8 protein-coding genes are annotated in these 12,389 nt (G+C 73.2%); 3 read left to right on the top strand and 5 right to left on the bottom strand.

The window, feature by feature from the left end; all coding sequences use genetic code 11:
* Positions 1–33: 33 nt before the first annotated feature.
* The 3 genes from ACFY8O_RS02685 (at position 34) to ACFY8O_RS02695 (ending at position 6,044) form a co-directional block, all read left to right on the top strand.
* A complete protein-coding gene (locus tag ACFY8O_RS02685) occupies positions 34–2,751 on the top strand; it encodes a lysylphosphatidylglycerol synthase domain-containing protein (RefSeq protein ID WP_387898134.1) in 2,718 nt (905 codons plus the stop codon).
* Positions 2,752–2,828: 77 nt separating this feature from the next.
* Positions 2,829–4,424, top strand: a complete 1,596-nt coding sequence (locus ACFY8O_RS02690) for an alpha/beta hydrolase (RefSeq protein ID WP_387898137.1) — start codon at positions 2,829–2,831, stop codon at positions 4,422–4,424.
* A 60-nt stretch (positions 4,425–4,484) separates the two neighbouring features.
* Positions 4,485–6,044: an alpha/beta hydrolase gene (locus tag ACFY8O_RS02695; protein WP_387898140.1), complete on the top strand. Its 1,560-nt coding sequence runs from the start codon at positions 4,485–4,487 to the stop codon at positions 6,042–6,044.
* A 66-nt stretch (positions 6,045–6,110) separates the two neighbouring features.
* Here ACFY8O_RS02695 and moeZ read toward each other — a convergent pair whose 3' ends face one another.
* The 5 genes from moeZ to ACFY8O_RS02720 all read right to left on the bottom strand — a co-directional run bounded on the left by moeZ (position 6,111) and on the right by ACFY8O_RS02720 (position 12,314).
* Entirely contained in the window at positions 6,111–7,289 is a 1,179-nt protein-coding gene (moeZ, locus tag ACFY8O_RS02700; RefSeq protein WP_145803412.1) for an adenylyltransferase/sulfurtransferase MoeZ, read from the bottom strand.
* Between the two features lie 84 nt (positions 7,290–7,373).
* A complete protein-coding gene (locus ACFY8O_RS02705; protein ID WP_387898143.1) occupies positions 7,374–8,198 on the bottom strand; it encodes a spherulation-specific family 4 protein in 825 nt (274 codons plus the stop codon).
* Positions 8,186–9,151 carry an NAD-dependent epimerase/dehydratase family protein gene (locus ACFY8O_RS02710; RefSeq protein ID WP_145803415.1) on the bottom strand — a complete coding sequence of 322 codons (966 nt, stop codon included), beginning with the start codon at positions 9,149–9,151 and terminating at the stop codon, positions 8,186–8,188. Before ACFY8O_RS02710 ends, ACFY8O_RS02705 begins: the two co-directional genes overlap by 13 nt.
* 135 nt (positions 9,152–9,286) lie before the next feature.
* On the bottom strand, positions 9,287–10,498 hold the full coding sequence (locus ACFY8O_RS02715) for a hypothetical protein (RefSeq protein ID WP_387898146.1): 1,212 nt from the start codon (positions 10,496–10,498) through the stop codon (positions 9,287–9,289).
* 34 nt (positions 10,499–10,532) lie between these two features.
* Entirely contained in the window at positions 10,533–12,314 is a 1,782-nt protein-coding gene (locus ACFY8O_RS02720; RefSeq protein ID WP_387898149.1) for a DUF3492 domain-containing protein, read from the bottom strand.
* Between the last annotated feature and the right edge of the window lie 75 nt (positions 12,315–12,389).

Consider the following 12,389-nt stretch of genomic DNA (forward strand, 5'->3'; position numbering starts at 1 on the left):
CACGAAGATTCATCAGAGGCGAAGGAGCAGGGCGTGCAGCCACCGAAGGCGGCGGACGCCTCTGACGCCGAGCCGCGTCCGGACGCGCCCGGAGCGGGGGAGACCCCCGAACCGGACGGCAAGCCCCTCGCGGGCTCGACCCTCGCGTCTGCCGACGCCGCGCTGACCGATCGCGTCTCGGGCGACGAGCCGCTGCTGCCCGCCCGGGTGCACCGCCCGTCGGACCTGCTGCGGCTCCTCGTCGGCGTCCTCGCGATCGCTCTGCTGTTCTCCATCGCGGCCTTCGCCCAGGGCACCACCACCGGCCTCGAGGACGACATCTCCAAGGGCACCGACCAGGCGCCCGACCTGCTGATCAAGCTCGCCGGTCTGGTGTCCAGCATCGCCGTGCTCCTGGTGCCGGTCGCCTTCGCGATCGAGCGCCTGGTGAAGCGCGACGGGCTGCGGATCGCGGACGGCGTGCTCGCCGCCGTGCTGGCCCACGGGGTCACCCTGGCCACCGACCTCTGGGTCGCCAGGTCGGCCTCGGGCACGATCAGGGACGCGTTGACCCAGCCGCAGCCCGGGGACGCGCTCACCGACCCCGTGCACGGCTATCTCGCACCCGTCATCGCCTACATGACGGCTGTGGGGATGGCGCGCAGACCCCGCTGGCGGGTCGTGCTGTGGGTGGTGCTGCTCCTGGACGCCTTCGCCATGCTCGTCGGGGGCTACACGACACCGTTCTCGATCGTCCTCACCGTGCTGATCGGCTGGACCGTGGCGTACGGCACCTTGTACACCGTCGGCTCACCGAACGTACGTCCGACCGGCCAGCACCTGATGGCAGGACTGCGGCACGTCGGTTTCCGCCCGGTCGCCGCGATGCGCACCGAGGACGCTCCCGAGAACGTCGAGCAGAGCGACCGTGGCCGCCGCTATCTGGTCACCCTGGAGGACGGGCCGCCGCTGGACGTGACGGTCGTCGACCGGGAACAGCAGGCCCAGGGCTTCTTCTACCGGGTGTGGCGCAGGCTCACCCTGCGCAGCATCACCCAGCGCCGCTCGATCCAGTCGCTGCGCCAGGCCCTGGAGCAGGAGGCTCTCCTGGCGTACGCGGCCATCGCCGCCGGGGCCAACGCCCCCAAGCTGATCGCCACCTCCGAGCTCGGGCCCGACGCCGTCATGCTCGTGTACGAGCACATCGGCGGGCGTTCGCTGGACGCCATGGAGGACGAGGAGATCACCGACGAGCTGGTGCGGGGCGCCTGGCGGCAGGTGCGCGCACTCCAGTCGCGGCGCATCGCGCACCGCAGGCTCACGGGCGACGCGATCCTGGTGGATCGTTCCGGCACGGTGTTCGTCACGGATCTGCGCGGCGGAGAGATCGCCGCGGGTGACCTGATCCTGCGCATGGACGTCGCCCAGCTGCTCACCACCACCGGCCTGCGCGTGGGTGCCGAACGGGCCGTGGCCGGGGCCCTCGCCGTGCTCGGCCCCGACGCCGTCGCCGACTGCCTGCCGCTGCTGCAGCCGATCGCGCTGAGCCGCTCCACCCGGGCGACGCTGCGCAGGCTCGCCCGGGAGCGTTCGCAGCGCGAGCGTGAGGCGGTGCTGGAGGCCTCGCAGGCGGCGAAGCAGGCGAAGGCCGAGGAGCACGACTCCGGCGGCGACCGCAAGGCCGCCCGCAAGTCGCTCCGTACGGAGAAGCAGGCCGAGAAGCGGGCGATGGACGACGCCCTGGAAGAGGCCCGCGAGGAGGACATGCTGGCCCAGATCCGCCGCCAGGTGCTGCTGATCAGGCCGCAGGCGCCGGTCGAGCCGGTACGTCTGGAGCGCATCAAGCCGCGCACACTCTTCAGCTTCATCGCGGGCGCGATCGCCGCGTACTTCCTGATCTCGCAGGTCACCGAGGCCGACTTCGGCACGGTCGTGGAGCAGGCCGAGTGGGGCTGGGTGGCGGCGGCCCTGGGCTTCTCGGCCCTGAGCTACGTCGCCGCGGCCATGAGCCTGCTGGGCTTCGTGCCCGAGCGGGTGCCGTTCAGGAAGACCGTGCTGGCCCAGGTGGCCGGGTCCTTCGTGAAGATCGTGGCACCGGCCGCGGTCGGCGGTGTGGCGCTGAACACGCGCTTCCTGCAACGCGCCGGAGTGCGCCCGGGGCTCGCCGTCGCGAGCGTCGGCGCGTCCCAGTTGTTCGGCCTCGGCTGTCACATCCTGCTGCTCGCCCTTTTCGGTTACCTGACCGGCACGGAGAAGACCCCGGACTCCCTCACCCCGTCGAGGACGGTGATCGCGGGCCTGCTGACCGTCGCGGTGCTCGTGCTGGTGGTCACCGCGATCCCGTTCCTGCGCAAGTTCGTCGTCACCCGGGTGCGGTCGCTGTTCGCCGGCGTCGTACCGCGCATGCTCGACGTGGTGCAGCGTCCGCAGAAGCTGGTCACGGGCATCGGCGGGATGCTGCTCCTGACCGGGCTGTTCGTGCTGTGCCTGGACGCGTCGATCCGCGCGTTCAGCGGCCCCGACGTCCCCCAGCTCAGCTACGCGAGCATCGCGGTCGTCTTCCTCGCGGGCAACGCCCTGGGCTCGGCCGCGCCGACTCCGGGCGGTATGGGCGCGGTCGAGGGCGCGCTGACCCTGGGTCTGATCGCGGTCGGCCTGCCGAAGGAGGTCGCGGCTCCGGCGGTGCTGCTGTACCGCGTCATGACGCTGTGGCTGCCCGTGCTGCCCGGATGGCTCTGCTTCAACCAGCTCACCCGGAAGGGAGAGCTCTAGAACAGCTGCGCGAGGCGGAGCCACTCGCTTGGCCCACGCCCCGCGCGCCGCCCCACGGCCCACCGCACGATGGGGGCATGAGGACTTCCCCCGCCCTGCGTGCCGCTGCCCTCGCCGCCACCGCCACCGTGCTGCTGCCGCTGACGGCCTGTTCGGACGACGGCGACGACGGAGGTACGGGGGCGAGGCCCTCGGTGGCCTCGACGGCGGCCCCCACGGCCACCCCCCGGGAGCTCACCTCCCAGAAGCTCGACTGGCAGCCCTGCCCCGCGCCCAGCACGGCCCAGGGCAGCGGCACGGCCCCCTCCCCGCTGCCGGGCGGCACCGGCTGGGAGTGCTCCTTCATGGACGCGCCCCTCGACTACGCGGATCCGGACGGCCGGACCGTCGAACTGGCCCTCATCCGCGCCGCCGCCAGGAACCAGGACCGGCGGATCGGCTCGCTGATCTTCAACTTCGGCGGCCCCGGCGCTTCCGGCGTGGCCACGCTGCCGTCCTTCGGCACCGACTACGACACCCTGCGTACCCGCTACGACCTGGTGAGCTTCGACCCGCGCGGGGTCGGCCGCAGTGAAGGCGTGGAGTGTTCGGACGACGAGGCGCTCGACAAGCGCTACGAGCAGGACGGCACCCCGGACGACGGCCAGGAGGAGAAGCAGTTCGTCGAGGACCTCACGTCCTACATCGCGGACTGCGAGGAGAACTCCGGGGACGAGCTGCCCTACGTCGGCACGACGAACGCGGCCCGGGACATGGACCTCCTGCGCCAGGTGCTCGGCGACGACAAGCTGTACTACTTCGGGATCTCGTACGGCACCGAACTGGGCGGCGTCTACGCCCACCTGTACCCGAAGAACGTCGGCCGGGCCGTCCTGGACGCCGTCGTCGACCCGACGGAGAACTCCCTGGAGTCCTCGATCGGACAGGCCGAGGGATTCCAGCTCGCCCTGGACAACTTCACCGCCGACTGCGCGGAACGGGACGACTGCAAGCTCCCGGGAGCCACCTCCGAGGAGGTCCAGGACTGGATCGCCGGCCTGCTCGCCGACCTGGAGGAGAAGCCCGTCCCGGGGCTCGGTGAGCGGGAGCTGACCCAGACCCAGGCCACGACGGGCATCGCGTCGGCCCTCTACTCCAAGGAGACCTGGCCCCTGCTCGAACAGGGCCTCGACGAGGCGGACGGCGGCAACGGCGGGCTGCTGCTCGCGCTCGCCGACTCGCTGAACGGCCGCTCCGAGGACGGTTCCTACGACAACTCGAACGCCGCGAACGCCGCCGTCAACTGCGCCGACTCCCGGCAGCGGTTCACCCTGGAGCAGACCAAGGAGGCTCTCCCCCGGTTCCGCGAGGCCTCCCCCGTCTTCGGCGACTACCTCGGCTGGGGACTGATGGCCTGCACCGGCTGGCCCGTCGCGGGCGCCTGGGACACCCCCGACGTCAGTGCGCCCGGTTCGGCCCCGATCCTGGTCGTCGGCAACACCGGGGACCCGGCGACCCCCTACGCCGGGGCGAAGGCCATGGCCGCGGAACTCGGCAAGGGCGTCGGCATCGAGCTCACGTACAAGGGCGAGGGCCACGGCGCGTACAACGGCGGCAGCACCTGTGTGCAGAAGGCCGTGGACGGTTATCTGCTGGAGGGGAAGGTGCCGAAGTCGGGAACGGTCTGCGAGTGACCGCTCGTTGGACGGCCGGACACCGATGACGCCCGGACCGGCCCGGGGGAGGGAGCGCTCATGCGTGTACGCGGACGGGCCCGCCCGGTCACCGTGGCGACCGCGGCGGCCCTGCTCCTGACGGCAACGCTCGCCGGGTGCGACGGCGGCCCGGCGCACCCGCAGTCGTCGAAGGGCTCGTCGGCCCGGGCCTCCCAGGAGCCCCAGGAGTCACCGGACGCCCCGACAGGCACGTCCCGGCCGCTGGAGTGGAAGCGCTGCGCCGCTCCGGAGGGCGGCACGGAGCCGGGCCCTGCCTGGCGCTGCGCCACCCTCGACGTCCCCCTGGACCATGCGGAGCCGGACGGCAGGACGATCGGCGTCGCCCTGGTCCGCAAGGCGGCCACGAGGAAGAGCGAGCGGCTCGGGTCGATGCTCTTCAACTTCGGCGGACCGGGCGGCTCCGGCGTCGGCATCCTGCCGCGCGCCGCGGGTGCGTACAGGCAGCTCAACACCCGCTACGACCTGATCGGCTTCGACCCGCGCGGGGTCGCTGCCAGTGCCGGGGTCCACTGCCGGAGCGACGAGGAGCAGGAGACCGCCTACCGCGAGGTCGACATGACCCCGGACACGCCGGCGGAGGAGGCCGCGTTCCTCGCCGACGGCGCCGCCTTCGGCGCCGGCTGCGCCCGCCTCTCCGGCACGGTGCTCCCCCATGTGGGCACGGCCAACGCCGCGCGGGACATGGAAGCGATCCGGGTGGCGCTGGGCGACGAGAAGCTGTCGTACTTCGGCGTCTCCTACGGCACGGAGCTCGGCGGTACCTACGCCCATCTCTTCCCGGACAAGGTGGGGAGGGTGGTGCTGGACGCCGTGGTCGACCCGACGGCCGACTCGGCCGGTCACGCACGCAACCAGGCGACGGGCTTCCAGCGCGCCCTGGAGAACTACCTGCGGGACCGCGGCCAGGACCCCGCCGCGGGCACCCGGCGCATCGCGCGGCTGCTGGAGCGGATCGACGGAACCCCCCTGCCGACCGCCTCCGGACGCGAGCTCAACGAGTCACTGGCGGTCCTGGGTATCGTGAAACCCCTCTACTCCAGGAGTGGCTGGCCCACCCTGACCGCCGCGCTCGACGAGGCGGAGGAGACAGGCCGGGGCGATCGGCTGCTGGCCCAGGCCGACGCGTACAACGGCCGGGACGGGGAGGGGCACTACGACGACCAGAGCCACTCCCAGCGGGCGATCTCCTGCGCCGACGCGAAGGCACGGCCGACGGCTGCCGACGCGCGTGCGCTGCTCCCCGAGTTCCGGAAGCTGTCACCGGTCTTCGGCCCGTTCCTGGCGTGGGACACGGCCGGCTGGTGCGCGGGCTGGCCGGTCGACGGTGAGCGCGACACCCCGGAGGCGAGCGCTCCGGGCGCCGCCCCGATCCTCGTCATCGGCACGACCGGCGACCCGGCGACCCCGTACGAGGGGGCGCGGCGGATGGCGGACGAGCTGGGAGAAGGGGTCGGTGTGATGGTGACCAACAAGGGTGAGGGGCACGGCTCGTACGGCGAGAGCTCGTGTGTGACCGCGTTGGTCGACTCCTACTTCCTGGACGGGAGGGTCCCGGCGGACGGCCGCACCTGCTCCTGACCTCCGGACACACCGGAGGGGCCGGCTCCGTTCCTCCGGAGCCGGCCCCTCTCGCGCTGCGCGGGTCTAGTAGACCGGCTTCTCGGGCTCGATCTGGTTGACCCAGCCGATGACGCCGCCGCCGAGGTGCACCGCGTCGGCGAAGCCCGCCGACTTGAGGACCGCGAGGACCTCCGCACTGCGGACACCCGTCTTGCAGTTCAGGACGATGCGCCTGTCCTGCGGGAGGTCCTGGAGGGCGGTGCCCATCAGGAACTCGTTCTTCGGGACCAGGCGGGAGCCGGGGATCGAGACGATCTCGTACTCGTTGGGCTCACGGACGTCGATGAGCTCGATCTTCTCGTCGCCGTCGATCCACTCCTTGAGCTGCTTGGGAGTGATCGTCGAACCGGCCGCCGCCTCCTGGGCCTCCTCGGACACGACGCCGCAGAAGGCCTCGTAGTCGATGAGCTCGGTGACGGTGGGGTTCTCGCCGCAGACCGCGCAGTCGGGGTCCTTGCGGACCTTCACCTGGCGGTACTGCATCTCCAGGGCGTCGTAGATCATCAGACGGCCGACCAGCGGGTCACCGATTCCGGCGAGCAGCTTGATGGCCTCGTTGACCTGGATGGAGCCGATGGACGCGCAGAGCACGCCCAGGACACCGCCCTCGGCGCAGGAGGGAACCATGCCGGGCGGCGGGGGCTCCGGGTAGAGGCAGCGGTAGCAGGGACCGTGCTCGGACCAGAAGACGGACGCCTGCCCGTCGAAGCGGTAGATCGAGCCCCAGACGTACGGCTTGTTCAGCAGGACCGCGGCGTCGTTGACGAGATAGCGGGTGGCGAAGTTGTCCGTGCCGTCCACGATCAGGTCGTACTGCGCGAAGATGTCCATCACGTTCTCGGCTTCGAGCCGCTCCTCGTGAAGGACGACGTTCACCAGGGGGTTGATCCCCTGCACGGTCTCCTTGGCCGACTGGGCCTTGGACTTGCCGATGTCGGCCTGGCTGTGGATGACCTGGCGCTGCAGGTTCGACTCGTCGACCTCGTCGAACTCGACGATTCCGAGCGTGCCGACACCGGCCGCGGCCATGTACATCAGAGCCGGCGAGCCGAGACCGCCGGCGCCCACACAGAGCACCTTCGCGTTCTTCAGCCGCTTCTGTCCGTCCATCCCGACATCCGGGATGATCAGGTGGCGGGAGTACCTGCGGACCTCGTCGACGGTGAGCTCAGCAGCTGGCTCGACCAGGGGTGGCAGCGACACAGGAACCTCAACAATGCAGGTGGTCGGTTTCTACGTACTTCATCTACGTACGGTTGTTCTCCCGTAACACTGCCACGCCGCTCCTCATTCCGAGATACCGGGTCCGATCCGCGAGACGAATTCGTCCCAGTAGCTGGGCAGTGCCGCGAATGGGTCGCTTTGTCCCCTCGTGCCGTCCCGGTCCGTGAAGAAGATCGTGCCCGCACCCTGCCAGCGCGCGATGCGCATGGCCTCCTCCAGGTGGGTCCGCGGGACGCCGTGGACGAAGTGGGCGAAGCGGCCCGGTTCGTAGGCGGCGGTCCATTCGGCCACCTGCGACCAGCGGTAGTCCGTCCACGGCCCGCGGAAGGTGACCAGCTGGTCGGCGGCCTCCGCGTACCCCGGGTGCGGGTGACCGTCGTGACCGAGCACCAGATGCCCGCCGCCCTCCGCGCTGTCGCTGTCCGCCAGGAGCGCGGTGAGCGTGCCGGTCAGCCGGCGCACGGCCGGGAGCCCGTCGCGCTCGGCAGGGCAGTGGTGCAGGTAGAACCCGCCGACGCGGTACCAGTCGAGGTAGGACTGGGCGTCGGAGATCAGCTCCCCGAAGGGCCGGCTGCCGAAGGCCAGGTCGAGGTGGCCCAGCAGCCTGCCCCCCGAGGCCCGGACGGTGTCGTCCGGGGCCTCGCCGTGCATGGCGCGTTCACGGGCGTTGTGGAGGCGGCCGGCCGCCTCCAGGCAGTGCGGGTCGGGCCGGGCGCCCGGTCCGTTGTCGATGTTGAGGACCGCCCAGTGCAGGGGGGTGCCGGGCCGGTTGAGTCCGTCCCACTCCTCGGGGGCGAGAAGCGGATGGGCGTAACCGGGGACGCCGACGCCGAGCTGTTCGGCGGCGCCCGCCCGCAGGACGGAGCCCGTGCCGCTCAGATACGGCATGCCGCCTCCATCCAGATGTCGGCGAGGGACTCCTCCAGATTGATCCGGGGCCGCCAGCCGAGCCGGTCCCGCGCGGTGCGGACGTCGGCCTGCTGCCAGGCTCCGCAGCCGTCGGGGTAGGGGGACGGGGTCGCCGCGAGGTGTTCCACGACGGACTCCGCCGAGGCCCGGGGAGCGCCGATGGGCAGCCGGGCGGGAGGGGCGTCCAGTTCGTGGAGCGCGCCCGCGTATCCGGCGACCCTGGCGAGGACGGCCGCCGCGTCGCGCAGCCGCACGGCCCGGCCGGTGCCGATGTTGACGACGCCCTGCGCTGCGGAGAGCGAGGCGGCGTGCACGGCCCGCGCCACGTCGCGTACGTCCACGAAGTCGCGCTGCACCCCGAGGCCGCTGAGCTTCAGCTCCGGGTCGCCGGACTGCATGGCCCGGCGCATCGTCTCGGCGAGCCTGCCGAGCGGGGAGCCGGCCGGGGTGCCGGGCCCGACCGGTGAGAAGACCCGCAGCACGACCGCGTCCAGACCGGACCCGAGGACGAGCTCGGTGGCGGCGAGCTTGCTGACGCCGTACGGACCTCCCGGACGGGGCACGGCGTCCTCGGCGGTGGAGGACCCGGGCTGCGAGGGTCCGTACTCGGACGCGCAGCCGACCTGGACGAGCCGCGCACTGCACCCGCTGCGGCGCATGGCCTCGCAGACCGTCGCGACGGCGACGGTGTTGTGACGGGTCAGGTCGCGGGCGCCGCCGCGGGTGGCACCGGCGCAGTTGACGACGACCCCGGGGTGGACGGCGTCCAGGAAGCGGGTCAGCGCTCCTGGGCTGCCGCCCGCGAGGTCGAACCGTACGTCGGCGTCGTCGCCCCGGCCCAGTGCCGTGAGGTGGACGGCGGGGTCGGCGAGCAGGCGGTCGGCGACGAAACGGCCGAGGAATCCGTTGGCTCCGAGCAGCAGAACCCTCATCGCGCACCCCCTCGGTGCCGACGGCGAGCTGCCGGTGCGGGGGATTGGGGGGTCATGTCCGGTGTCTCCTTGAGGAAGAGGTGAGCGGGAGGGGAAGCCCGCGGCGTCGGCTCCGCGGGAGGTACGGGGGCCCGGCTAGGCCGAGGTGTGGGCGGATGCCCGGGTGAGGGTGACCGAGGCGTGGAGCAGCAGCCCCAGCGCGGCGGTGCCGCAGGCGAGGGCGGGTACACCGCCGGGGCCGGCCGCCGTCACGACGAGGTCGACCGGCCGGGCGACGAGGTCGAGACCGGGCAGCCGTCCGGCGAGTACGAGGAACGGGGCCGCGACCTCGACGGCGCAGGCGGCGGCCAGTCCGGTGGCGGCGGGTTCGGGGAACCCGTGCGCGGCGAGCAGGCGGGCCACGAAGAGCAGCCCGCCGAGGGCGACGGGGCCCGGCGCCACCACGGGGGCACCCGCCGGGCCCGGCTGCCCGAGGCCGGCCAGGAACAGCAGCGCGGTCAGCGCGCACAGGAAGAGCGCGACGACGCCCAGGAGCAGCGGGCGCGCACCGGCGCCGAACTCGGCCAGCGCATGGGACCCGGCGAGCCGGTGGCGCGCGCGGGTGGCGAACAGGTGCGCGCACCAGGCGGCGGGGGCCAGGGCGAGCGCCAGCCCGAGCAGCGGGGCGGGGGCCGCGGTCCAGTGGCCGTCGGGGCCGCCGCTGACGACCTGGGCCAGCAGGTCGTCGCCGTACACCGCGTAGCCGAGGAGCCAGCAGACGTAGAGCGCGACGCCGCCCGCGCCCTCCCGGGCGTGCAGCGGCCCGCCGCGGAGGCTGAGCCGGAGGCAGAGGAGGACGAGCAGGGCCCCCAGGGCGGTCACCGCGGCTCTGGCCTCCCCGCCGAGAAGCCCTTCGGTCACCCGGAGTGCGCCGAAGGTGGCCAGGCAGGCGGCACCCGGCAGCAGCGCGTACAGCGCCCAGCCGGCCCGCGGCCCGGTGCCGGGCTCCGCCCGCGGCACCGGCCGTCGCCGGGAGGCGACCGCCCGGCCCGCGCCGGGGACACGGGCGTAGAGCTCCTCCGCCAGCGAGAAGACGTCGCGGTGCCGGTAGCGCGCGGCGGCCCGGTCGGTGAGCCCGTGCGCCTCCAGGCCCGCGGCGATCTCCAGGGGGTCGACGGCCCGCTCGCAGAGGTCGCGGTGCCGGTGCATGAGCGCCTTCACCGGGTCCGCGGTGCCGCGCCTGGCGGCCGTCCGGCGGGCGGGGTGATGGGCGATCTCGGGCGCCCTGACGGCGGACCGGACGGCCCCCTCGTCCGCCGGGCGCGTCCCGGACGCGTCCGGGGTCGGGGCTTCGTTCGGTCCGCCCATCGGGGCACCTCCGTGGTCGTGTCCGCTCGTGTCGTCACGCATCGCCGTCCCCCGCTCCGCGTGCGCCCGCGCACACGCCCTCGGCCCCGACGGCCCAGCTCGGCACCCGCGCGGCTCCGGGGACGGCGGGTTCGCGGATCAGGTCGCCCAGCACATGGGCCTCCGGGGGTGTGGCGAAGGGGCGTGGCCGTCCGGCCGGGTGCCGCGCGTCCGGCGGTGCCGTCCACCGGGCGGGGGCCTGGCCCACGAGGTCGAGGTAGATGCCGCGGAATGCCGCGAGGTTCTGCTCGACGGTGAAGAGCTCCAGCGCCCTGGCGCGGGCCGCCGCGCCGAGGCGCGCGCGGCGCTCGGGGTCGCGCAGCAGGGCGAGGCAGGCGTCGGCGAGCGCCCGCGGATTGCGCGGGGGCACCACCAGCCCCGTGCCGCCGACGACCTCGACCACGGCACCCACGTCCGTCGAGACGGTGGCCCGCCCGCAGAACATGGCCTCGACCAGGCTGATGGGGAACCCCTCGACGACGCTGGAGAGGACGACGACGCCTCCCGCCGCGTAGGCCTGCGCGAGGTCGGGCACCTCCGCGCCGCCGATCTCCTCGAAGGTGACCGGGTGGTCGCCGGCCGCCTGGGCGTCCGTGCCCTCCTCGGGGAACAGCTGGGCGACGAGGGCCCTGCACCGGGCGAGGTACGTCTCGCCCTCGCCGCCCTGGACGGGCGCGCCGAAGATCCGCAGCCTGGCGCCGGGCTCATCCCTGCGCACCTCGGCGAAGGCGTGCAGCAGGGCGATCAGGTCCTTGGCGGGCTCGATCCGCCCGATCCACACCAGGGTGCCGGGGCCGCCGCCGTCCTCGCCCTCCCCGACGGCGGCGAAGCGCTCCGCTTCCATACCGGGGTAGACCGTCCGCAGCTTGTCCCTGTCGGCCCCGAACCGCTCCTGCCAGCGGCGCACATGGGTGTTGCCCGGGGTGACGAGTGCGGCCTGCCGGTACACCTCCGAGGCGAGCAGTCCGTGGAAGTTGGCCAGCAGGGCGCGCACCGGCGCGCTGAGCGGGGTCTCGGGCACCGCGAGGTAGTGGGCGCGCAGCGGCACCCCGTGTTCCGTCACCAGCAGGGGGACACCGAAGAAGCGTTTGGCCAGCAGTCCCGGCAGGGCCGCCGCCCCGCCGGAGGCCGCATGGCAGAGGTCGACCGCGCCGAGTGCGTCGTCGTCGTACCAGTCGAGGGAGAGGGGACGCAGCGCCCGCTCCAGCCCGGCGGCGAAGGCGAGGTAGTCGGGGACGGTGGCGCTGTGCACGGTCCGGCCGGTGCCGGGGGCACGGCAGGCGGACTCCACGATGCGTACGGTCGCCTCGGAGCGCAGGGCGGTGTGCAGACCGCCGCGTTCCTGGGCCAGTTCGGCGAGGCCGTAGAGGCCGGCCGTGAAGAGGTCCGCCGCCCGGTCCGGCTCGCCCGGTCCGGGCCCGGCCTCGGGTCCGGCGCAGACCGATTCGACGAGCGCCGTCACGTGCGCCGTGAAGCGCCGCCGGTCCCGGCGCCCGTACGCGCGCCCCAGCCCGGTGGCGATGCGGCCCTGCGGTCTTCGGGTGCGTCCGGGGTGCCGGGTGTCCTCCTCGTGGGGAGCCCACAGAGGTGCGGTGCGCACCCGGCCGATCCGGTCGGGGAGCCTGACCCAGCCGCGTTGTTCCTGGTCGGCGGAGCGGCTCAGCGCGAAGAGGTCGAACTCGTGCTGGGGCAGACCGCGCACCAGACGGTCGCACCAGAGTCTGGACTCACCGGTCGCATACGGATAACCACCGTCCGTGAGGAGTCCGATCCGCACGAGCACACCCCCGATCTCCCTTGTGGACGGCCGCCGTTGATCGGCGACTCGCAGCGGGACGACCGTAAGCGGATA

The organism is Streptomyces argenteolus (assembly GCF_042902585.1).
Lineage (GTDB): Bacteria > Actinomycetota > Actinomycetes > Streptomycetales > Streptomycetaceae > Streptomyces > Streptomyces argenteolus.